This is a genomic window from Agrobacterium deltaense RV3 (assembly GCF_900013505.1).
Lineage (GTDB): Bacteria > Pseudomonadota > Alphaproteobacteria > Rhizobiales > Rhizobiaceae > Agrobacterium > Agrobacterium leguminum.
This window is the reverse complement of the sequence record NZ_LT009746.1, coordinates 527,316-549,080: the sequence shown is the minus strand read 5'-3', so window position 1 is coordinate 549,080 and position 21,765 is coordinate 527,316. Positions and strand designations below refer to the sequence as shown.

Annotated in this window: 18 protein-coding genes; 6 read left to right on the top strand and 12 right to left on the bottom strand. The window is 60.4% G+C overall.

The annotated features are described in order from the left end of the window. Positions 1-443: 443 nt before the first annotated feature. The 4 genes from AGR7B_RS16855 to AGR7B_RS16840 all read left to right on the top strand — a co-directional run bounded on the left by AGR7B_RS16855 (position 444) and on the right by AGR7B_RS16840 (position 4,836). Positions 444-950 (top strand): putative pterin-binding protein, encoded by a 507-nt coding sequence (locus AGR7B_RS16855; RefSeq protein WP_003522565.1) that lies wholly within the window; start codon positions 444-446, stop codon positions 948-950. A gap of 21 nt (positions 951-971) precedes the next feature. Continuing rightward, on the top strand, positions 972-2,894 hold the full coding sequence (locus tag AGR7B_RS16850; RefSeq protein ID WP_237680911.1) for a putative bifunctional diguanylate cyclase/phosphodiesterase: 1,923 nt from the start codon (positions 972-974) through the stop codon (positions 2,892-2,894). A gap of 162 nt (positions 2,895-3,056) precedes the next feature. Further along, complete coding sequence (locus AGR7B_RS16845) at positions 3,057-3,752, top strand: FkbM family methyltransferase (RefSeq protein ID WP_003522567.1); 696 nt, start codon at positions 3,057-3,059, stop codon at positions 3,750-3,752. Between the two features lie 247 nt (positions 3,753-3,999). Beyond that, complete coding sequence (locus tag AGR7B_RS16840) at positions 4,000-4,836, top strand: alpha/beta fold hydrolase (protein WP_035262524.1); 837 nt, start codon at positions 4,000-4,002, stop codon at positions 4,834-4,836. Positions 4,837-4,891: 55 nt separating this feature from the next. Here AGR7B_RS16840 and AGR7B_RS16835 read toward each other — a convergent pair whose 3' ends face one another. The 7 genes from AGR7B_RS16835 to AGR7B_RS16805 all read right to left on the bottom strand — a co-directional run bounded on the left by AGR7B_RS16835 (position 4,892) and on the right by AGR7B_RS16805 (position 12,255). Beyond that, the gene (locus AGR7B_RS16835; RefSeq protein ID WP_080857390.1) at positions 4,892-6,274 is read right to left on the bottom strand and encodes an FGGY-family carbohydrate kinase; all 1,383 of its coding nucleotides are present in this window, start codon (positions 6,272-6,274) and stop codon (positions 4,892-4,894) included. Further along, positions 6,271-6,594, bottom strand: coding sequence for an L-rhamnose mutarotase (rhaM, locus tag AGR7B_RS16830; protein WP_080857389.1), 324 nt, complete (start codon positions 6,592-6,594; stop codon positions 6,271-6,273). Before rhaM ends, AGR7B_RS16835 begins: the two co-directional genes overlap by 4 nt. Positions 6,595-6,597: 3 nt before the next feature. Then, positions 6,598-7,608, bottom strand: coding sequence for an ABC transporter permease (locus tag AGR7B_RS16825; RefSeq protein WP_080857388.1), 1,011 nt, complete (start codon positions 7,606-7,608; stop codon positions 6,598-6,600). Continuing rightward, positions 7,605-8,606, bottom strand: coding sequence for an ABC transporter permease (locus AGR7B_RS16820; protein WP_080858137.1), 1,002 nt, complete (start codon positions 8,604-8,606; stop codon positions 7,605-7,607). The genes AGR7B_RS16825 and AGR7B_RS16820 overlap by 4 nt, the downstream gene beginning before the upstream one ends. Positions 8,607-8,619: 13 nt before the next feature. Next, positions 8,620-10,155 (bottom strand): sugar ABC transporter ATP-binding protein, encoded by a 1,536-nt coding sequence (locus AGR7B_RS16815; protein WP_162934184.1) that lies wholly within the window; start codon positions 10,153-10,155, stop codon positions 8,620-8,622. A gap of 211 nt (positions 10,156-10,366) precedes the next feature. Beyond that, on the bottom strand, positions 10,367-11,377 hold the full coding sequence (gene rhaS, locus AGR7B_RS16810; RefSeq protein WP_059753546.1) for a rhamnose ABC transporter substrate-binding protein: 1,011 nt from the start codon (positions 11,375-11,377) through the stop codon (positions 10,367-10,369). A 47-nt stretch (positions 11,378-11,424) separates the two neighbouring features. Beyond that, complete coding sequence (locus tag AGR7B_RS16805; RefSeq protein ID WP_080857387.1) at positions 11,425-12,255, bottom strand: DeoR/GlpR family DNA-binding transcription regulator; 831 nt, start codon at positions 12,253-12,255, stop codon at positions 11,425-11,427. Between the two features lie 200 nt (positions 12,256-12,455). On the opposite strand from AGR7B_RS16805, the gene AGR7B_RS16800 reads away from it, so the two are divergent. Both AGR7B_RS16800 and rhaI read left to right on the top strand, forming a co-directional pair. Next, a complete protein-coding gene (locus tag AGR7B_RS16800; RefSeq protein WP_080857386.1) occupies positions 12,456-14,552 on the top strand; it encodes a bifunctional rhamnulose-1-phosphate aldolase/short-chain dehydrogenase in 2,097 nt (698 codons plus the stop codon). Positions 14,553-14,785: 233 nt separating this feature from the next. Beyond that, on the top strand, positions 14,786-16,078 hold the full coding sequence (rhaI, locus tag AGR7B_RS16795; protein WP_080858136.1) for an L-rhamnose catabolism isomerase: 1,293 nt from the start codon (positions 14,786-14,788) through the stop codon (positions 16,076-16,078). 139 nt (positions 16,079-16,217) lie between these two features. Here the strand turns inward: rhaI and panB are convergent, their stop codons facing one another. The 5 genes from panB to AGR7B_RS16770 all read right to left on the bottom strand — a co-directional run bounded on the left by panB (position 16,218) and on the right by AGR7B_RS16770 (position 21,760). Then, a complete protein-coding gene (gene panB / locus AGR7B_RS16790; RefSeq protein ID WP_080857385.1) occupies positions 16,218-17,057 on the bottom strand; it encodes a 3-methyl-2-oxobutanoate hydroxymethyltransferase in 840 nt (279 codons plus the stop codon). Further along, positions 17,054-17,932: a pantoate--beta-alanine ligase gene (gene panC, locus AGR7B_RS16785; RefSeq protein ID WP_080857384.1), complete on the bottom strand. Its 879-nt coding sequence runs from the start codon at positions 17,930-17,932 to the stop codon at positions 17,054-17,056. Before panC ends, panB begins: the two co-directional genes overlap by 4 nt. A gap of 148 nt (positions 17,933-18,080) precedes the next feature. Continuing rightward, the gene (locus AGR7B_RS16780) at positions 18,081-18,851 is read right to left on the bottom strand and encodes an enoyl-CoA hydratase-related protein (protein ID WP_080857383.1); all 771 of its coding nucleotides are present in this window, start codon (positions 18,849-18,851) and stop codon (positions 18,081-18,083) included. Beyond that, positions 18,841-19,767 carry a hydroxymethylglutaryl-CoA lyase gene (locus AGR7B_RS16775; RefSeq protein ID WP_080857382.1) on the bottom strand — a complete coding sequence of 309 codons (927 nt, stop codon included), beginning with the start codon at positions 19,765-19,767 and terminating at the stop codon, positions 18,841-18,843. Before AGR7B_RS16775 ends, AGR7B_RS16780 begins: the two co-directional genes overlap by 11 nt. Before the next feature lies 1 nt (position 19,768). Next, positions 19,769-21,760, bottom strand: coding sequence for an acetyl-CoA carboxylase biotin carboxylase subunit (locus AGR7B_RS16770; RefSeq protein ID WP_080857381.1), 1,992 nt, complete (start codon positions 21,758-21,760; stop codon positions 19,769-19,771). Between the last annotated feature and the right edge of the window lie 5 nt (positions 21,761-21,765).

Genomic DNA, 21,765 nt, shown 5'->3' with positions numbered 1-21,765 from the left:
TTATATTAAGGTCCGGGCGGTACGTTTCAACCGTGTGCTCCGGCAATCGCCATGATTTTTCCGTGACGTGGAATTTGCCATTCGTCATTTCAATCCGGCACGCGGACGGGGCGTCGCTTATCCGGCTGCCGCAGGCGAATCAGATGCAGCTGCGCGACGACGGAAAGGCTCTCGCCACAATTCGGCCTTTGTCGCACCTGACGAATTATCGGGAGGGGTCTCCGCAGCTTGCCGCTTGTGTCATAATGGGACGCGTGGCCTGAAAAAATACAATGAGACGGAAAACTTATCCAAAGGGTTTACTCAAAACCTAGAGAAAATACGGATAAAATCTCACTAAGGATATAACATCCATTCCTGATATATATTGCTAGCGTCGGTTCCCTTGACCTTCAAAGGTTGGTGAAAACCCTCGACCTGAACGTTATCGATGGAGAAAAAGTATGAGTTTCGCCCGGGTACTTCTCAGTGCGTTCTTGTCGCTCGCGTGGCTTTCCTGTGCCGAAGCCGGCGAAATTGCCAAACCGCAAGGAAAACCGATATTAACCATATCCGGAAACATCGCCAATACGAATGGCGAGGGTGCCGCGGTATTTGACCGTGACATGCTGGAAGCGCTCGGCATGGTGACGGTGGAGACGACGACGCCCTGGCATGATGGCCGCGTCCGTTTCGATGGTGTTTCACTGGCAAAATTGATGGATGTCGTCGGCGCAAAGGGCACCAGCGTCACGGCAGTCGCTCTCAACGATTATGTCAGCACGATACCGATTGAAGATTTTAAGAAATTTAACGTTATCCTGGCGATCAAGCTGGATGGCAATTACATGACAGTTCGCGAAAAGGGCCCGTTGTTCGTCATCTATCCCTATGACAGCGATCCGGAGCTGCAGAAGCAGACGTATTATTCGCGGTCCGCATGGCAAGTTGCCAAACTGATAGTGGAATAAAGGTGCCGTTTGCGAAAACTTGTGGCGGTGATCATCTGTTGCTTCGTCCTGGCAACGGGCTATATCGCTTTCGTCATTGCCGAGCGGCAGACCGCTCTGCAGAAATTCGCCCGCTACAATGATTCCTGGGCCGTCAGCCAGACCGTAGCCGAATATCTGCGCCTCCAGAACAAGTTGGCCGTGTTCGCGCTCAATCCCGGCAGGATCGACAGGGATGAGCTGCAACTGCGCCTGGACATCATGCTGAGCCGCCTTGAGCTTTTGAAGCAGGGCAATCTCGGGGCCTTCATCAATGAAAAACAGCAGTGGCGGGATCTCGTAACCCGCCTCGATGCCGTTCTGGCCCGTCTCGAGCAGCGGGTGAACACCCTCGATCCGGCCGAGGTTCCGGATCTGCTGGCGACGATGAGCGCGCTCGACGCGCCGATGACGACGCTTGCCTCGTCTTCCGTCGCTTATGACGTCAATCTGATCGATACGGCCCATGAGGATGTGCGCAAGCTGCATATCGTCTATACCGCGCTGGCGGGCGGCCTGATCCTGTGCGGTATCGCGCTTGTCATATTGCTGCTTCGCCAGAATGATCTCCTGAACCGCGCGCAGAAAAGCATGCGCGGCCTGACGGACGATCTGCGCGCCGCGACGCTGGAATTGCAGGCTAAAAATGTTCGGCTCGAACACGACGCCTATCACGACGCGCTGACGGGACTGCCGAACCGCGCACTGTTCCGGCAGGAACTGATCGAAAGGTTGCGCCGATCCTTCGGCGGGACGGGAACGACAGCCATCCTCCTGCTTGATCTCGACGGGTTCAAGGACGTCAACGACACGCTCGGCCACGATGCCGGCGATGCGCTGCTTCAGGCCGTGGCGCAGCGTCTCTCGGGCATCGGCGGCGATTATGACATGGTCTGCCGTCTGGGCGGCGACGAATTTGCCGTCGTCTCCGACGATCTGAACGAGGATGCCGCCCGCCGTCTTGCCACCAAGCTCATCGACCAGATCAGCCGCACCTACCAGCTGGGCGAGCAGGAGGTCAAAATCGGCACCTGCATCGGCATCGCCATATCGCACGGCGCCGTCGACGCGGATGAATTGTTCAAGCGCGCGGATCTGGCGCTTTATGAGGCGAAAGCCATCGGCCCCGGCCGGGCGAGCGTTTTCAAGGTCCGCATGCAAAAGCAGCTGACCGAGAAAAAGTCCTTCGAGGCCGATCTGCAGACCGCGTTGCAGAACGACGAGATGGAAGTCTATTACCAGCCGCAGGTGGCGACCCAGACACGCAAGCTTTGCGGCTTCGAGGCGTTGCTGCGCTGGAAACATCCCGTACGGGGCGATGTGCCGCCCAGCGTGTTTATTCCCGTTGCGGAAAGAACCGGTCTCATCCATTCGCTCGGAAAATGGGTGATGGAGACCGCCTGCCGCGAGGCGATGGGTTGGGACGAGGACATGAAGGTGGCGGTCAATCTGTCGCCGGTTCAGTTCCACAGTACCAACCTCATCCAGAACGTCATGGGCGCGCTTGAGAAAAGCGGGCTGGAACCGAGCCGGCTCGAGCTTGAAATCACCGAATCGATCCTGCTCAACAAGAGCGACCAGACGATCAACACGCTGTCGCGCCTGAAGGCCGTCGGCATTCAGATCGCCATGGATGATTTCGGGACAGGTTACTCATCGCTCGCCAATTTGCGCGGCGTGCCCTTCGACAAGATCAAGATCGACCGCTCGTTCCTGCGCGATATCACCAGCGACCGCGACGCGCTGGCGATCGTGGAATTCGTGGTTGGTGTCGGCCGCAGTCTGCGGATGACGACGATTGCGGAAGGTATCGAGACGGAAGAGCAATATGAATGCGTCAGGCGTCTGGGCTGCGATCAGGTTCAGGGATATCTGATCAGCAGACCGTTGCCGGCCAAGGAGCTTGTGGCCTGGAGTTCCGTCTGAGACGCGCCTGTTTTGGCGCCGACCGTATCTTGAATTTTTTACCACGTCATAGCGTTGCTTGCGAAAACCGATACCGGTTGCCGCAACGATGCTGTAGAGCATTCCCGGTCGATATGGGATCATTGCGACAAAGCGGCCGGGTTTTGCGAAAAGGCTTGAGACATGGAAATACTGGACGTGCATGGAGTTGCCCTTCCCCTCTCTTCCGATGAGGTGTCGCCGGTCATCTGGCAGGCGCTGACCGACGGCAGCTATGAGGCGAAAGAGGCCCGCAGCGTCCTGAAAGCCATCAAGCCCGGCGATCGCGTACTGGAGCTGGGCTCCGGTATCGGGATCATCACCTCGATCATCGCCGGCATCGAGGATGTTTCCGTCTGGGCTTTCGAGGCCAACCCCTCCACCGCGGCGCTGGCAGAGCGGGTGATCAAGGCCAATTGCCGCGGCAATGTCGTGTTTTCGCAGGGGCTTCTCACCGCCGATGAGCCGAGCTCCTATCCTTTTTACGTCCGCAGGGATCTCTGGATGTCGTCCATGGACGAAAATCAGGGCCCCTATGAAAAACGCATCGAAATTTCTTCCGCCAATATCGATGAATTTATCGCCAGCCGGGGCATCACCGCGCTCGTGATGGATATCGAGGGTGCGGAACGCGATCTGCTCGGCAGGGCCGATCTGACCGGGGTGGAGCGGATATTCGTGGAGCTGCATGACCATCTTTACGGTCTCGCCGGGGTTCGCGATATCATGCAGGCGCTGACCGCCAAGGGATATGCCTATGATCCTCGCGGTTCACGCGGGCCCTGTGTCCTGTTCTCGAAGGACGAGAGCCCGAGGGAATACGATCCCGAGGTAGACTGAGGCCGCGTCGAATTCACGGAACCCTCCGCCGGTGATCCCCGTTCTCACACTTGTATGAGGGCGCGGAGCGGGTCGACACGTGTGCCGCAATGGTATGAGGGTCGACAAGATAATTTCATAAACGGCAATTCATTCCCAATTATTGTTGCAATTGTTGCAACCGTTATCCTGCGTCATCATCCCTCCATCAAACCGGCGCACAACAGGCTGTGCCGCAGATGCCAACGCAACCGAAGGAGTAACGATCATGGGCTTTGTTAAGACGACAGACGGAACCGAAATCTTCTACAAGGACTGGGGCCCGAAAGATGCCCAGCCGATCATGTTCCACCATGGCTGGCCGCTCTCGTCCGATGACTGGGATGCGCAGATGCTGTTCTTCGTTTCCAAGGGTTTTCGCGTCGTCGCCCATGACCGCCGTGGCCATGGCCGTTCCGCCCAGGTTGCCGACGGTCATGACATGGATCACTACGCCGCCGACGCCTTTGCCGTCGTTGAGGCCCTCGACCTGAAGAACGCCGTCCATATCGGCCATTCCACCGGTGGCGGCGAAGTCGCCCGTTATGTCGCAAAACATGGCGAACCCGCCGGCCGTGTCGCCAAGGCGGTTCTCGTTTCCGCCGTGCCGCCGCTGATGCTCAAGACCGCGGCCAATCCGGAAGGTCTGCCGATGGAGGTTTTTGACGGCTTCCGCTCTTCGCTCGCCGCAAACCGTGCGCAGTTCTTCCGCGATGTGCCGGCCGGCCCGTTCTATGGCTTCAACCGCGATGGCGCGACCGTTCATGAAGGCGTTATCCAGAACTGGTGGCGTCAGGGCATGATGGGCGGCGCAAAGGCCCATTATGACGGCATTAAGGCCTTCTCGGAAACCGACCAGACCGAAGACCTGAAGAATATCAGCGTTCCGACGCTGGTGCTGCATGGCGAAGACGACCAGATCGTGCCGATTGCCGACTCAGCGCTGAAATCGGTTAAGCTGTTGAAAAACGGCACGCTGAAGACCTATCCCGGCTTCTCGCACGGTATGCTCACCGTCAATGCTGATGTGCTGAACGCCGATCTTCTGGCCTTCATCAAGGGCTGATCCTTCTGCAAAATCAAAATGCGGCCGAGCGTTCGGCCGCATTTTGCGTTTCGCATCAAGCCATGTGGCCTCGCCAGGCATTGCGGTAAGAGGCGAGGCCGGGAATGTCGTGTGGCGTGAAATGGCGCTCGCGACCGGCAAGCGGCTTGATGCCGGTGAGCAGGGCCGCACCGGCGCTGGTGCCCGTCGACCCTTCGACCGCCGTTACTTCGGTCTCTGCAAAGCCGGCCAGCGCCTTCAGATAAAGGGTGTTGCTGGCGAAGGGGCCTTCCACAAGGATCGGACCTTTCCGCCCGATGAGCGAGAGGCTGCATTCCGTCATCAAGGCGAGATAAAGCGACGCCGCTGCGTGCCGTTCCGCGGCCGTGGCCGTGGCTTCGCCGATCCAGCGCGCCGCCTTGTCCGGAAATGGGCCGGAGCCGCTGACGACGCTCGGCAGCAGCATCATGCCATTGGCAATCACGCCGCCGAGAGCCGCGTCCATCGCTTCGTCTTTCACGGCCCCGAATTGCTGCGCCAGCATTTCGTACTCCCTGCCGCCCATGAAGCGGGACGAGGGAACGGGACGGCCGAAAGCGTCGACATTCAGGAGTGTGTCCCGGGTGGGATCGAGCGAGCCCGCCGCGCCGCCGATGGCGAAATTCACCACCCAGGTGCCGGTGGAGACGACCGAAAAATCTCCGTCCCGGCGCAGAAGATGCGGCAGGAGGGATGCGTTGGAATCGTGGATGCCACAATAGACCGGCATATGCGGCGAAAGACCGGTTTCCAGCGCCAGCGATGGGCGAATTGTTCCCAGCACATCGAAAGCGGAGCGGACCGGCGCCATCAAATGTTCGATACCGAGACGCGCGACGAGCGAGGAGAAACTCTTCCGCCGCGGGTTCCAGAGATCCGTATGGCAGCCAAGCGAGGTCGTTTCCGTGGCCTGAATGCCCGTCAGCCGTCCCGCCCAATATTGCGCATAGGTGACGATGCTGCGCACTCTGGAGAAATCGTCCGGAAAGGCCGTTTTCTGGAAATGGATTTGCGCGCCGAGGTTCAACCCGACGGGAAGCTGCGGTGAGCCGGTCTCGGCAAAATCGGGCCTGATGCCGCGATAGGCTTCTTCGATGGCGGCGGGATAGCCGTGTTCATAATCGAGCACCGGCATGGCGAGATCGCCGTTCGCATCTAGAAGCGCTGCAGAAGCGCCATGGGTGGTGATCGAAATCGCATCGAAACCGGGCTTCTGGCCGAAACGCTGAAGCGCGGAGAGAACGAAGCGCCAAAGCATCTCCACATCGTAATGCGGATAAATTCCATCGCGAAGGACGGGGTTCGCCTGTTTCTCCGCGGCAATCTCCTCGCCGCTGCCGGTATCGATGACGACGACCTTGGCATTGGTCTTGCCGATATCGATGACCGCGACGCGGCCCGGTTTGATGCTCTCGCTCATGGCAGATGGAACACCGTCACCAGATCTTTTGCGACCGGCGAATGATCGGCATTGCTCTCCATGATATCGGCCATATGCGCCCACCACTTCTTCATCACGGGATGATCGGGCAGTGCCCCCATGCCGTGGTTCTTCGGGCGCGTCAACACGCCGAACAGGATGTTAGTTTCCGGGTCGAGATGGATGGAGTAATCGCTCACACCCGCGTCGCGCAGCAGCGCCACCAGTTCGGGCCATATCTCGTCATGTCGCTTTTTATATTCGGCCTCTTTTCCGGCAAAGAGTTTCATCTTGAAGGCGTGTTTTTCAAGTTCCGGCATGGCTTAACTTCTCATGGCGCGAAGGCGACGGACAACGATGGGGATGGCGATGGTGACGATGAGCAGCAGACCGACGAAGATCGACATGACGATGCCCGGCACATTCAGAAGACCGAGCCCGAAGGTGACGAGGCCCATGACGAAAGCGGCAATGACGACGCCTGCGATGGTGCCGGAGCCGCCGAGAATGGAGACGCCGCCCAGCACCACCATTGTCACCACCTCAAGCTCCCACCCTTGAGCGATAGAAGGGCGGGTGGAGCCGAGCCGCGATGTGAGGCAGACGGCGGCGATGCCGCTCATCAGGCCGGTGAGCAGGAACAGGATGAACTTCACCCGCTCGACGGGTATGCCGGAGAAACGGGCGGCGAAGGGGTTGTTGCCGATCACATAGACCTGCCGGCCGAAATTGGTGGCATGCAGCAAAATGGCGAAGAGGATCGCCATGGCGATGAACAGCACGAATTCGAAAGAAATCACCCAGAAAACGTAACCCTGACCGAAATAGGCAAAATCGGCGGGATATTTGCCATAGGCCTGATCCCCCAGCACCATGTAGGAAATGCCGCGAAACAGGCTCATCGTGCCGATGGTGACGACGATGGACGGCAGTTTCAGCCCTGCGACCAGAAAACCGTTGAAGGCTCCGCACAAAAGCCCGGTGCCGATGCCGATGGCGACGAGGCCGGGCGTGCCGACGCCCATCTGCACTGCCGCACCCATGGCGGTGGAAGCGAGCGCGATGATGGCGGCGACGGAAAGATCGATTTCACCGGCGATGATCAACAGCGCCATGGCGAAGGCGATGATCGCCTTTTCCGTGAAGTTGAAGGTCGCGTCCGACAGGTTCCAGGCATTGAGGAAATAGGGTGAGGCCAGCGAATTGGCGATGAAGATGAGGATCGCAACGCCAAGCAGCAGCACTTCCCAACTGGCCATGATGCGGCGTATCGGCGTGCCGAGCTTGTCTGGAATGATGCGCGGATTCTGCGCTGGTTGAGGCGTCGTGCTCATGCTGCGGCCTCCCTGGCCTGATCGCTTGCTGCGCGGTCACGCAGGATGATACGGCCTTTTCGCGCTTCGGCGCGGGCGTTGAAGACGACGGCGAGCACGATGACAACGCCGGAAATCGCCATCTGCGCGAAGGGCGAAATGCCGATGACGGGCAGGGCGTTCTTGATGACGCCGAGGAACAGCGCGCCGAGCACCGCACCCGCCACCGAGCCGATGCCGCCGGCAATCGAGATGCCACCGATCACATTCGCCGCCACGCTGTCCAGTTCGAAACCGGCGGCAATATCGACATAGGCAACCGCATAACGCGATACCCAGAGATAGCTGGCGAGACCGGCCAGAGCGCCTGACAGCACGAAGGCGAAGAAGCGCGTCCGGCCGACATCGATGCCCGCATAGACGGCGGCACTCGGATTACCGCCCGACGCATAGGCGGAGCGGCCGAAGGAGGTGCGGCTGAGCACCAGCCACGCGCCGGCGATGATGAGGATCGCCACCCATGAAAGCACCGGCATGCCGAGGATCATGGTGCGCGGCACATTGAGGAAGGTCGGCGAAAGCTGGTGCGCATTCACCCAACCGCCGCCGGACAGAACGAAGGCCATGCCGCGATAAATGGTAAGCGTGCCGAGCGTGACGACGATGGGCGGAATGCCTAGCCACCAGACCAGCACGCCGTTGAGCGAGCCGAGAAATGCGCCGATGCCGACCGCCATGGCGATGAGAAGCGGCAGGGGAATTCCCGGAAAGGCGGCATTGGTCATCGCCACCGCCATGCCGGTGAAGGCGAGATTGGCGGCAACCGAAAGATCGATGGATTTGGTGAGAATGACCGCCATCTGGCCAAGCGCCAGAATGATGAGGATGGAGGTATCGTTGAAGATATTGACGAGATTGCCGGGCCGGCTGAAACCGGGCGCGCGCAGCGCAAAACCGGCGATCATGATGATGATGATGCCCGCCAGCAGCCATTCGCGATTTTTAAGTAGACGTTGCATGGTTTTGCCCCTCTCAGGCATTGCCGGTGGCGGCGCGCACCAGCTTTTCCGGAGAAAAATCGGCGCGTTCGAACTGGCCCGCCATCAGGCCTTCGCGCATGACGATGGCGCGGTCGGACATGCCGAGGATTTCGGGAAGTTCGGATGAAATCATGATGATGGAAAGCCCTTCCGCCGCAAGCTCGCTGATGAAACCGTGCACGGCGGCCTTGGAGCCGATATCGATACCCTTGGTGGGTTCATCGAGAATGATGACCTTCGGCTGGGTGGCGAGCCACTTGCCGATCACCACCTTCTGCTGGTTGCCGCCTGAAAGCGTGCCGACCGGCACCGAAAGGGCGGCCGCGCGCAGATCGAGCCGTGAGGCATATTTGCGCGCCAGCGCGAATTCATTGGCGGCGGCCAGAAAGCCCTTGCGCGACGTGCGCGTGAGCGATGGCAGCGACATGTTCTGGTAGATCGGCATATCCAGCGCCAGCCCGTGGCGGCCGCGCTCCTCCGGCACATAAACGATGCCGGCGCGGATCGCGTCGTCCGGCGAGCGGATGGAAAGCGGCTGGCCTTCCAGCGATACCTGCCCTGAAGCCGGCCGGGTAATGCCGAACAACGACTGGCAAAGCTCGGAGCGGCCGGCGCCGATCAGCCCGTAGAGGCCGAGAATCTCGCCCTTGCGCAGTTCGAGCGAAATATCGCGGAATTCCGTCTGATGCGAATAATCGCGCACCGAAAGAACCGTCGGCCCAAGGGTGACGGCCTGCTTGGGAAAGGCGTTCGTCACGTCACGGCCGACCATCAGCCGCACGATCTCGTCCTGCGGCGTGGCGGCGAGATTGCCCGCTCCAACCATCCTGCCATCCCGGAACACGGCATAATTCTCGGCGATCTCATAGACCTCGTCGAACTTGTGGCTGATGAAGAGGATCGCCTTGCCCTGCCGCTTGAGGTTTTCGACGATGCGAAAGAGATCATCGATTTCCTTGCGAGAAAGGGCGGCCGTCGGTTCGTCCATGATGACGATGCGCGCCTCGACCGAAAGCGCGCGGGCGATGGCGACGAGATGGCGCTGGGCGATGGACAGGTCCTTCAGCCGGATCGTCGGATCAATGGTGCTTTCGAGCTGTTCCAGCAGGGTTCTGGCGCGCGTGTTGATGGTCTTCCAGTCGATCAGACCGAAACGACCCTTCGGCGCATGGCCGAGGAAGATGTTTTCACCGACGGAAAGCTCGTCGAACAGCACGGTTTCCTGATGAATGGCGGTCACGCCGGCGTCAATGGCGTCCTGTGCGCTGTGAAAATGGACGGGCTGACCATCGAGAAGGATTTCGCCCTCGTTGGGGCGGTAAATGCCGGTGAGGATTTTGACGAGCGTGGATTTACCAGCACCGTTCTCGCCGATCAGCGCGGTGACCTTGCCGGGGTAAAGCGCGATATCGACGCCATCCAGCGCTTTGACGCCGGGGAATATCTGGCTGATGCCGCGCATTTCCAGAATGGGCGTGGCGCTGGAAGTCGCTGGTATGTCTATGTTTTGAGTTTCAGCACGCATCATTCCGTCTTACCGGTCTGTTTTGATTGAAGCGGGTAGGGGCACCCCCCCTCTGCCCTGCCGGGCACTCCCCTCAAGGGGGGAGATCGGCAAGCGGATAGCACCCTGCCTTATGGATCGAGCGGGTGCGGCACATCGATCTCCCCCCTTGAGGGGGAGATGCCCGGCAGGGCAGAGGGGGGTGCCCTCCGCACACTGCCGTCACTTCTCTAGATCAGAAAATCTTCGAGAACTGATCGATATTCTTCGCATCATAAACAAACGGATCGGCCATCGCCGCTTCGCTGTTTTCGCCAACCTTGATCTTGCCCATACGACCGGCTTCAATTTCCGAACCCGGCTTGCCATCGGTTTCGCCCTTCACCAGGCGATAGGCGATCTGGGTGGCGGAGTAACCGAGGTCGATCGGGTTCCAGATGGCGAATTCCTTGGTGGCGCCCGACTTGATGGCGCCGGCCATTTCAGACGGCAGGCCAAGGCCGGTCACATAGACCTGACCGATCTTGCCCGCATCCTTCACGGCCTGCGAGGCGGCGAGAACGCCAACCGTTGTCGGCGCGACGATGACCTTCACATTCGGCTGCGAGGAGAGCAGGCCCTGCGCTTCGCGATAGCTCTTGTCGGCAAGGTCATCGCCGTAAACGGTCGTGACGAGGTTGAGGCCGGGGAAGTCCTTCAGCTGTTTCTTCATCTCGTCGATCCAGATATTCTGGTTCGTGGAGGTGGTGGTGGCCGAAAGAATGGCGAAATCGCCCTTGCCGCCTTCCAGATGCGATGCGGCGAGCTGCAGGCACATCTTGCCGATCAGCGCGTTGGACGAAGGGTTGAGCTGGAGAATGCGGCCTTCCGGCGCAACACCGGAATCCCAGGAGATGACCTTGATGCCGCGCTGCGCCGCCTTTTTCAGCGCCGGAACCACGGCATCCGGGTCATTGGCGGAAATGGCGATGGCATCGACGCCCTGCGCTATCAGCGAATTGATGACTTCGATCTGGCCTTCCGCCGTGGTGCTGGTCGGGCCGGTATAGATGATCTCGACGCCGCCGAGGTCCTTTGCGGCCTCCTGCGCGCCCTTGTTGGCGGCTTCGAAAAAGCCGTTGCCGAGCGATTTGACCACCAGTGCGATCTTCACATCGGCGGCCTGGGCGACGCCGCCCAGCCCTGCGACGGAGAGCGCCGCGCCAAGCGCAAGAGCGCTCGTCAATGTTCTGCGTGTAAGTTTCATGTCCCTTTTCCTCCCGTTTTGAACCTTTTTCCTCCCTCCGGTGCTCCTCAGGCGACCGAAGAAGAATCCTCTTCATCCGGTGGGGTGGCTGTCTTGCCATCCCTCACCGCGCCGACGATCAACAATTCGACGCCGGCATCTTCCACCATCCTCGCCGCCTCGTCGGAAATCCCGTCATCGGTAATGATGGTCGAGACATTTTCGAGCGGGCATAAAATGAGGCTGGAACGTTTTCTAAATTTCGAAGAATCGACCATCACGATCAGCTCTTCCGCCTGTCGCATCAGCTTCTGCTCGCTCTGGATAACCAGAGCGTCGGATTCCATGATGCCGAGCGCACCGACGCCCTGCGCACCGAGAAAAATACGCCGCGCATAAAAATTGCGGATCGCATCATTCTCGAAAGGCGACAGGATAAGGCTCTGGTCGCGATAGATCGCGCCGCCCGGCACGCTGACATTGCATTTGGAATGTTTGACCAGGTGCTCGGCGATGGCGAAAGAATTGGTCATGACTTGCAGGCGGCGAGCCGCCATGTAGTGCACCATCTGGAATGTGGTCGTGCCGCCATTCAGGATGATCGCATCGCCATCGTGGCACAGATCGACCGCCTTGCGCGCAATTGCGCGTTTCTTGTCGATATTGACCGATTCGGACACCCGGAACGGCCGGGCGGCCAGATTGCCGAGCTGCGGCGGATGCACCGCTTCGGCCCCGCCGCGCACGCGGCGCAATTTGCCCTGAACATGCAGCGAGGCGATATCCCGGCGGATCGTCGCTTCCGACGCATCCGTCAGTTCGGCAATATCCTGCACCGTCACGACAGCTTTTTCCTGTGTGGCGCTCAAGATGATGCGATGGCGTTCGCGTTCGTGCATGGGGTCCTCCTGATCGTGATTATTCGCAATCTCTTTACGTTGTCAATCAAGAACGATCAAATTAATCAATATCGCGCTGCAACATGAAAATTTATGATCGTTTTTGATTGACATTATGCTTTTGGATGCGCGATATCTGCCATCAAAGGAGGCGGGCCGGTATCGGCTCCGCGAATGCACACAGATATTGGGAGGAAGACATGACGGGAAAATCCCGCCTTCTCGAAAGCCGTTGGGATGATGCCTATGCCAAAACGCTCGATGAGCCGGGCAAGCTGCTTTATCGCTCCAATCTGCTCGGTGCCGACAAGCGCATCACCAATTATGGCGGTGGCAACACATCCGCAAAGGTGCTTGAGACCGATCCGCTGACGGGCGAGAAGGTCCGCGTCATGTGGGTGAAGGGCTCCGGCGGCGATGTCGGCACCATCAAGCTCGATGGTTTTGCGACGCTTTATCTCGACAAGCTGGAAGCGCTGAAGGGCATTTACAAGGGCGTTGCGGATGAAGACCGCATGGTCGGTTTCCTGCCGCATTGTACCTTCAACCTCAATCCGCGCGCGGCTTCCATCGATACGCCGCTGCACGGTTTCGTGCCTTACGATCATGTCGACCATATGCATCCGGACGCGATCATTGCCATCGCCGCCTCGAAGAATTCGAAAGAGCTGACGCAGCAGATTTTCGGTGACGATATCGGCTGGCTGCCCTGGCGTCGCCCCGGTTTCCAGCTCGGTCTCGATCTGGAAGCTTTCGTCAAGGCCAACCCGAAGGCCAAAGGTGTCGTGCTGGAAAGTCACGGCCTGTTCACCTGGGATAACGACGCCAAGGCGTGTTACGAACTGACGCTTGCCATCATCAACAAGGCGATCGAATGGTTTGCGGCCAAGACCGAAGGCAAGACGATTTTTGGCGACGCGGTGGCGAAGAGCCTGCCCGTTGCCGAACGCCGCGCCATCGCCGCCCGGCTGATGCCGGAAATCCGTGGCCGCATCGGCCGTGAGGAACGCAAGCTCGGCCATTTCGACGATCAGGAGGCAGTTCTCGAATTCGTCAACTCGAAGGACCTGAAGCCGCTCGGCGCACTCGGCACATCCTGCCCGGATCACTTCCTGCGCACCAAAATCCGCCCACTGATCCTCGATCTCGATACGGCGAAGCCGGATGTGGACGCGCTGACGGCGGGTCTCGACAAGGCGCTTGAAGCTTACCGCGCCGATTATACCCGCTACTACGAGGCCTGCCGCCACGACAATTCGCCGAAGATGCGCGATCCGAATCCGGTGATTTTCCTGATCCCCGGCGTTGGCATGTTGTCCTTCGCCAAGGACAAGGCCACTGCCCGCATCGCCGGCGAATTTTACGTCAACGCCATCAACGTCATGCGTGGTGCTTCCACCGTGTCCGAATATCAGGGCCTGCCGGAGCAGGAGGCTTTCGATATCGAATATTGGCTGCTGGAAGAGGCAAAACTTCAGCGCATGCCGAAGCCGAAGAGCCTTGCCGGCCGGGTGGCCTTCGTCACCGGCGGTGCTGGCGGTATCGGCCGGGCGACGGCGGAAAGGCTGGCGGGCGAGGGCGCCTGCGTGGTTCTGGCGGATATTGACGAAGCGGCGCTGGAAGCCGCCAAGGCCGATTTCGTCAAGCGCTACAGCACTGACTCGGTGCGTACCGTCAAGCTTGATGTGACGAAAGAGGATGCCGTCATCGCAGCCTTCGCGGAAGCGAGCGTGGAATTCGGCGGCGTGGATATTCTCGTCTCCAATGCCGGTATCGCTTCCTCAGCGCCGGTGGAAGACACGACGCTTGCCATGTGGAACAAGAATATCGACATTCTCGCCACCGGCTATTTCCTCGTTTCGCGGGAAGCGTTCCGGCTGCTACGGCGTCAGAATCTCGGCGGCAACGTGGTGTTCGTCGCCTCGAAAAACGGTCTCGCTTCCTCGCCCAATGCATCCGCCTATTGCACGGCCAAGGCTGCGGAAATTCATCTCGCCCGTTGCCTCGCGCTCGAAGGAGCGGAAGCGGGCATTCGCGTTAACACCGTCAATCCCGATGCCGTGCTGCGCGGTTCGAAAATCTGGAGCGGCGAGTGGCGCGAGCAGCGCGCGGCTTCCTCGAAGATCGAAGTGACCGATCTGGAGGAACATTACCGCAAGCGTTCCATGCTGAAGCTCAATGTCTTCCCGGAAGATATCGCCGAGGCGATCTACTTCCTGGCGTCCGACGCCTCCGCCAAGTCCACCGGCAACATCATCAATGTCGATGCCGGTAATGCGCAGAGTTTTACGCGGTAGGGTGTCGGTGGATATCGACATATAAAAAGACACGATGCTTTGAGAAGTGGCGAAAGTCCCACCTTCGTCATTCCGGCCTTGAGCCGGAATCCAGCAGTCGCGCGTCTGCGCGGCGAGAGAGTCTTCTCAGCCCAAAGACTTGGGCTGGCTGGATTCCGGCTCAAGGCCGGAAGGACGGGGTGGTGGCGTCGCGGGCCGAAGCACCTGTTGTGTTCATTGCCTGGGAGGAAGAAATGACCGAGACGAAAATCGCTGCCGATGTCATCGCGGCGGAAAACGACAAGCGTGCTGCTGCGCTGAAGGACGATTATCAGGCGCTGGGCAACCAGCTTGCGCGCCGCAATATCGATATCGAGGCCGTTACTGCCAAGGTCGCGGAATTTTTCGTCGCCGTGCCCTCCTGGGGCGTTGGCACCGGCGGCACCCGTTTTGCCCGTTTTCCCGGCACGGGCGAGCCGCGCGGCATTTTCGACAAGCTGGATGATTGCGCCGTCATCAACCAGCTGACACGGGCGACGCCCAATGTTTCCCTGCATATTCCGTGGGACAAGGAAGACCCGAAGCGGCTGAAGAGCCATGCCGATGCGCTGGGTCTCGGCTTCGACGCCATGAATTCCAACACGTTTTCGGATGCGCCCGGCCAGAGCCATTCCTACAAATACGGTTCGCTCAGCCACACGGATGCCGCTACGCGCCGGCAGGCCGTCGAGCACAACATAGAGTGTATTGAGATCGGCAATGCCATCGGCTCGAAGGCGCTGACGGTGTGGGTGGGTGATGGTTCGAATTTCCCCGGCCAGAGCAATTTCACCAGAAGTTTCGAGCGTTATCTCGCCGCCATGGCCGATATCTACAAGGCGCTGCCGGATGACTGGCGCATCTTTTCCGAACACAAGATGTACGAGCCGGCCTTTTATTCCACCGTCGTGCAGGACTGGGGCACCAATTACCTCATCGCCAATACGCTCGGCGAAAAGGCCTTCTGCCTCGTCGACCTCGGCCATCATGCGCCGAACACCAATATCGAAATGATCGTCGCCCGGCTCATCCAGTTCGGCAAGCTCGGGGGTTTCCATTTCAACGACAGCAAATATGGCGATGATGATCTGGATGCCGGCTCGATCGAGCCATACCGCCTGTTCCTCGTTTTCAACGAGCTGGTGGATGCGGAATATCGCGGCGTGAAAGGTTTCCATCCGGCCCATATGATCGACCAGTCGCATAATGTGACGGACCCGATTGAAAGCCTGATCTCCAGCGCCAATGAAATCCGCCGCGCCTATGCGCAGGCATTGCTGGTGGATCGCGCGGCTCTCGACGGTTACCAGCAGGACAATGATGCGCTGATGGCTTCCGATATGCTGAAGCGGGCCTATCGCACCGATGTGGAACCGATTCTTGCGCAGGCCCGGCAATTGGCGGGCGGCGCTATCGATCCGGTCGCGACTTATCGTGCGAGCGGCTATCGCAGCCATGTTGCGGCGAAGCGCCCGGCTTCGGTTGGCGGCAGCGGCGGGATTGTATAGGGACGTCCCTCACACCCGTCACCCCGGACTTGATCCGGGGTCTAGTGTGCGATCAAGTCCTTGATCGCGCAAGAGTCTTTCACGGCGCAGACGCGCCGTGGCTGGATGCCGGATCGAGTCCGGCATGACGGAAATAGTCTCACTTCCCCGAAGGCGATTGCCGTCGCACCTGAAACGTATGCTCCGGCCCGGGAAACGCCCCCGAGCGAACCTCATCGGCATAAGCGGCCGCTGCTTCCGAAACCGCCGGGCCCAGATCGGCGAAACGCTTGACGAATTTCGGTTTGAAATCGGTGAAAAGGCCAAGCATGTCGTCGGAAACGAGCACCTGCCCGTCGCAGGCCGGCGATGCGCCGATGCCAACCGTGGGTGCGGCGAGTTTTTCGGTCAGTTCGCGGGCGAGCGGCTCGACGGTGCCTTCCACCACGATGGCGAAGGCGCCCGCCTGATCGACCGCAATCGCATCGCGCCAGATTTTTTGCGTTTCCGCATCCGAATGCCCGAGCGAGCGGAAGCCGCCGGCGGTGTGCACCAGCTGCGGCATGAGCCCGACATGGCCGAACACCGGAATGCCGCGCGCCACCAGAAAGGCGACGGTCTCCGCCATTTCCTCGCCGCCTTCCAGCTTCACGCCGTCGCAGCCGGTTTCCTGCATCAGCCGCACGGCATTGCGGAACGCCTGTTCCTTGGATTCCTGATAGGTACCGAAGGGAAGATCGACGATGACGCAGGCATGTTCGACGCCGCGCATGACGGCGCGGCCATGGGCGATCATCATATCCAGCGTGACGCCGACCGTCGTGTCCATGCCGTAAAGCACCATGCCGAGGGAATCGCCGACCAGAAGCAGATCGCAATGCGGATCGAGAAGGCGGGCAATCGGCGTGGTATAGGCGGTCAGGCAGACGATGCGCGCCTCGCCCTTCATCTGCCGAATGGAGGCCGTCGTCAGCCGCTTGTGTTTTCCATGGGCGCTCATTCGGCCGCCTCCCGTTGATTGATCCTGTCGCGCCCGATGACGCGGTTGTCGAGGAGCCTCGTGCTGCCGAGCCTGACGAACAGCGCCACCAGCACCGGCCCCGCCTGCAATGAAGCGACGGGGGCGAGCGTATCGGGATCGCGCACTGCAACAACTTCCGGCAAGGCCAGCGGCTCGGCGGCGATGAATTTTTCTATCGCGGCTTCGAATGCGGCGGGGTCGTCGAAACCCTCGCCATAAAGCCGTTCCGCCTCATCGAGTGCGCGCGGCACGATCACCGCGGCGGCGCGTTCCGCATGGCTCAGATAAACGTTACGTGACGAACAGGCCAGCCCATCGGCTTCGCGCACCGTAGCGACTGGCACGACCCTGACCGGCTGGGCAAGGTCCTCGACCATGCGGCGGATCAGCGTTACCTGCTGATAATCCTTCTCGCCGAAATAGGCGGCGTCCGGCTGGACGAGGTTAAAAAGCTTGGTCACGACGGTCGCAACACCGGCGAAATGCCCCGGCCGCACCGCGCCTTCCAGCTGGCTTCCCAGTTCGGGCACATCCACCACGGTCTGCATCGGGCGCGGATACATCTCGGAGACTTCCGGTGCGAAAAGAATGTCGATGCCCGCCTCTTCCAGCAATGCGCTGTCCCGGGCGAGATCGCGGGGGTAACGGGCCAGATCCTCATTCGCACCGAATTGCAGTGGGTTAACGAAGATCGAAACCACCGTCACGTCGTTTTCCGCCTTGGATTGGGCAACGAGCGTCAGATGGCCGATATGGAGAAAGCCCATTGTCGGTACGAAGCCGATGGTTTTGCCCGCACGGCGAAAAGTAGCGGTGGCATCCCGCAATTCGGCGACGGTTTTTACAAGCTGCATGGGTCTCCTCCGGCTTCCCCAATCGCCGCCCGGCGAAAGGTGCTGGATAGAACTCGATTTGCCGAACGGGGTCAACGGACGCATCGGGACTATCGATTAACCCTATGACGACTTTTAAGAAAACCGGTGCTCGGCCAGATGGCGGCGATCACTCCACCCAGAGCGGTTTCCTTTTTTCGGCAAAGGCCAATCGCCCCTCCCGCGCCTCGTTGCTGCCGCTGATCGTGGCGATGACGTTTTCGGCAAAGGCGAGCCGCTCGCTGGAGGGCATATCGCGCATCTTCAGCAACGCCGCCTTTCCGGCCGCGATGGCGCCTGGCGCATTCTGCCGCAACCGGGCGAGAACATCCTCGACCACGCCGTCGAGTTCGGCCGACGGGACGACCCGATTGACGAGGCCAAGGCGCTCCGCATCAGCGGCGTTTATCGCGGCTCCAAGATAGGCCATTTCCTGAAGCTGGCTCAGAGGTATCTTCGCCAGAAGCTTCGCCGCCACCATGGCCGGGAAAAGCCCGACGCGGACTTCCGGCAGGCCGAATTCGGCATGGTCGGCGGCATAGGCGAGATCGCAGGCGGCGATGAGGCCAAGCCCGCCGGCCAGAACCCGACCGTTGATGCGGGCGATGACGGGCCTGTCGCAGCCCTCGATGGCGCGCATCACATCGGCAATGGGGTTGGTTCCATCCCGCGAGAGGAACATGCCGCCGGCGCTTTCTTTCAGATCGGCCCCCGAGCAGAAGCTGCGGTCTCCCGCGGCCGTTATTACCACGGCGCGCAGGCCGCCATCACCGCATGCAGTGCGGATGGCCGTCGTCAGGGCGTCCGTCATCGCGGCATTCAAGGCATTGTGCACCTCCGGCCGGTTGAGCGTCAGCCAGAGAACGTCTCTGCACCTTTCGCTCAGCAACTCATCCGCCATGCGCGTCCCCCTCCTGTCTTGCTGCAAGCAGCGCCTTGCCGGCGCGGGCCGCATTCGGTCTGCCGAGATGCCGGCTGATCCAGTCTCCGGTTTTTGCCACCGCCATCAGGTCGATACCGGTTTTAATGCCAAGCCCCTGCAGCAGATAAACGACGTCTTCGGTGGCGACATTGCCGCTCGCCCCCGGTGCAAAGGGGCAGCCGCCCAGCCCGGCCACCGAACTGTCGAAGACGGAGATACCTTCATCCAGCGAGGCCAGCACATTGGCGACGCCCTGCCCATAGGTATCGTGGAAATGCATGGCGAGTTTTTCACGCGGGATGCGGGCAGACACCCGCTTGATGAGATTGCGAATCTGCTCCGCCGTGCCGATGCCGATCGTATCGCCAAGCGAAATTTCGTAACAGCCTAGCGCGACGAGCGCCTCGGCCATCGCCGCCACCTCATCGGGCGCAACCGTACCGTCGTAGGCGCAGCCAGCTATGCAGGAGACGTAACCGCGCATGAGGATGCTCCGGCCGGCCGCGGCTGATGCGACATCGCGCAGGCGCTCGAGGCTTTCGGCGCGCGAGCAGCCGATATTGTGCTGGCTGAAACCTTCGGATGCGGAGACGAAAACGGCGATTTCCGTCACGCCGGCTTCAAGGGCGGCCTCGAAACCTTTCATATTGGGAACGAGTGCCGGATAGGCGGTGCCGGGTCGCCTTTCGAGGCCCTGGAACACCTCTTTCGAACCCGCCATTTGCGGCACTTTTTTGGGTGAGACGAAAGCACCCGCTTCCACCGCCGCCAATCCGGCTGCGGCCAGCCGTTCGATCAGCTCGATCTTGATGGCGGCTGGAACCTCGGCGCTTTCGTTCTGTAAGCCGTCACGCGCGCCCACTTCGACGATTTTGACGGTTTGAGGCCAACTCATCTCAGCCGCCCTCCGGCTCGAAATCCACCAGCACCGCACCGGCGGCGACCATATCGCCCTCGTTGCAATTGATGGCCGTGACGGTGCCTTTCGCCGGCGCGCGGATCGTGTGCTCCATTTTCATCGCCTCCATCACCACAAGCGCCTCGCCGGCCTCAACCGCGGCACCGTTGCTGCTCAGCAAGGCGCGGATGACGCCGGGCATAGGTGCTTCCAGACCGCCGGTATGGGGAGCGGAATCCGCGATATCGACCGGATCCGGCTGGTTGATGCGATAATGCTCACCATCCAGAAAAAGTGCGTAACGGCCATCCTCTGCAAAGAAATGGCCCTGCCTTTTCCTGCCTTCCACCGTCGCACGGAATTTACCGTCCTCGAAAAGGTTGCCATAGGCGCTGATCGCCCGTCCGTCGATCTCCAGCGAAAAACCGTCCGCCTCATGCGTGACGCCGACGCCAAGCGGCTGGTTGTCAAACACGAAATACAGCGTTTCCCGCGCTGGCGCGTTGAGGCGGAAGGCGGCCGTCATGTTCCAAGGGCTATGGGGATCGGCCTGCGAACCTGGCTTTCCGTTTTTCTGCCGCGCAAGCAGCAGGCCAAGCGCGGCCATGGCTATCTCGTTCCCGTCCGTTGCTGTCGGAGCAAACAGCGCCGCTTCGTTACGGGCGATGAAACCGGTGTCGAGATCGGCGTTCGCGAAGGCCTCCAGTCCCGCAAGCCGCATAAGAAAGGCGGCATTGCTGGTGACGCCGCAGATCGCCAGATTTTCGAGCGCCAACCGCAGACGCCGCACCGCCGAGGGGCGATCTCGGTCCCAGACGATCAGCTTGGCGATCACCGGATCGTAATGCACGGTGATGGCGTCGCCGGCGCGGATGCCGCTGTCGATCCGGACGTGAGGGCCCTGATCGGGAAAAACCAGATGGCTGATGGTGCCGATCGACGGCAGGAAATCATGCGCCGGGTCTTCGGCATAAATCCGTGCCTCGATGGCATGGCCGTTTATGCTCAGATTCGCCCAGTCTTCCGGCAGGGCCTCTCCGTTGGCGACGCGGATCTGCCATTCGACCAGATCGAGACCGGTAATATATTCCGTGACCGGATGTTCGACCTGGAGCCTCGTATTCATTTCCATGAAATAGAAGTCGCCGGAAGGGTCGAGCAGGAATTCCACCGTTCCCGCGCCGCGATAATCGATGGCGCGGGCGGCGGCGACCGCCGCTTCATACATGCGCTGCCGAAGTGCGTCGGGCAGGCCGGGGGCAGGGGCTTCCTCTATGACCTTCTGGTGCCGGCGCTGGATCGAGCAATCGCGCTCGAAAAGCGAAACACACTTGCCGTGGCCATCGGCAAAGACCTGCACTTCCACATGGCGTGGACGCTCCAGGTATTTTTCGATCAGCATGCGGTCATTGCCGAAGGCGGCCAGCGCTTCGCGTTTCGCGCCGGCAAGCTCGGCTGCGAAGTCGCGCTTTTGCCTGACGACGCGCATGCCCTTGCCGCCGCCGCCGGCCGAGGCCTTCAGCAGCACCGGATAACCGATCTTGTCCGCCTCGCTCGTCAACCGTTTTTCGGACTGTTCGTCACCGTGATAGCCCGGAACGATGGGAACGCCTGCTTTCGCCATCAAGGCCTTCGCCTCGCTTTTTCCGCCCATGGCGCGGATTGCCTGCGGTGTCGGGCCTATGAAAATCAGGCCGGCGGTGGCACAGGCTTCGGCGAACGCGGCATTTTCGGAGAGAAAGCCGTAACCCGGATGGATCGCCTCCGTGCCGGTTGTTTTTGCAGCCTCGATGATTTTTTCCGCATCGAGATAGGAGGCGCGCGCCGGCGCGGGGCCAATCGCGATGGCCTCATCGGCCAACGCCACATGCATGGAATTGCGGTCGGCCTCCGAATAGACCGTGACGGTGCGGATGCCCATCCTAGCGGCGGTGCGGATGATGCGGCAGGCGATTTCGCCGCGATTGGCGATCAGTATTTTCGAGAACATCGTCG

Excerpts from the sequence above, each read along its gene's own strand:
- panC (WP_080857384.1), bottom strand. The coding sequence starts at position 17,932 with ATGCAGCTTGTAAAAACCGTCGCCGAATTGCGGGATGCCACCGCTACT.
- rhaS (WP_059753546.1), bottom strand. The coding sequence starts at position 11,377 with ATGAAACTTACACGCAGAACATTGACGAGCGCTCTTGCGCTTGGCGCG.
- rhaI (WP_080858136.1), top strand. The coding sequence starts at position 14,786 with ATGACCGAGACGAAAATCGCTGCCGATGTCATCGCGGCGGAAAACGAC.
- AGR7B_RS16820 (WP_080858137.1), bottom strand. The coding sequence starts at position 8,606 with ATGCAACGTCTACTTAAAAATCGCGAATGGCTGCTGGCGGGCATCATC.
- AGR7B_RS16775 (WP_080857382.1), bottom strand. The coding sequence starts at position 19,767 with ATGAGTTGGCCTCAAACCGTCAAAATCGTCGAAGTGGGCGCGCGTGAC.
- AGR7B_RS16855 (WP_003522565.1), top strand. The coding sequence starts at position 444 with ATGAGTTTCGCCCGGGTACTTCTCAGTGCGTTCTTGTCGCTCGCGTGG.
- rhaM (WP_080857389.1), bottom strand. The coding sequence starts at position 6,594 with ATGCCGGAACTTGAAAAACACGCCTTCAAGATGAAACTCTTTGCCGGA.
- panB (WP_080857385.1), bottom strand. The coding sequence starts at position 17,057 with ATGAGCGCCCATGGAAAACACAAGCGGCTGACGACGGCCTCCATTCGG.
- AGR7B_RS16800 (WP_080857386.1), top strand. The coding sequence starts at position 12,456 with ATGACGGGAAAATCCCGCCTTCTCGAAAGCCGTTGGGATGATGCCTAT.
- AGR7B_RS16815 (WP_162934184.1), bottom strand. The coding sequence starts at position 10,155 with ATGATGCGTGCTGAAACTCAAAACATAGACATACCAGCGACTTCCAGC.
- AGR7B_RS16780 (WP_080857383.1), bottom strand. The coding sequence starts at position 18,851 with ATGGCGGATGAGTTGCTGAGCGAAAGGTGCAGAGACGTTCTCTGGCTG.
- AGR7B_RS16770 (WP_080857381.1), bottom strand. The coding sequence starts at position 21,760 with ATGTTCTCGAAAATACTGATCGCCAATCGCGGCGAAATCGCCTGCCGC.
- AGR7B_RS16845 (WP_003522567.1), top strand. The coding sequence starts at position 3,057 with ATGGAAATACTGGACGTGCATGGAGTTGCCCTTCCCCTCTCTTCCGAT.
- AGR7B_RS16805 (WP_080857387.1), bottom strand. The coding sequence starts at position 12,255 with ATGCACGAACGCGAACGCCATCGCATCATCTTGAGCGCCACACAGGAA.
- AGR7B_RS16835 (WP_080857390.1), bottom strand. The coding sequence starts at position 6,274 with ATGAGCGAGAGCATCAAACCGGGCCGCGTCGCGGTCATCGATATCGGC.
- AGR7B_RS16840 (WP_035262524.1), top strand. The coding sequence starts at position 4,000 with ATGGGCTTTGTTAAGACGACAGACGGAACCGAAATCTTCTACAAGGAC.
- AGR7B_RS16825 (WP_080857388.1), bottom strand. The coding sequence starts at position 7,608 with ATGAGCACGACGCCTCAACCAGCGCAGAATCCGCGCATCATTCCAGAC.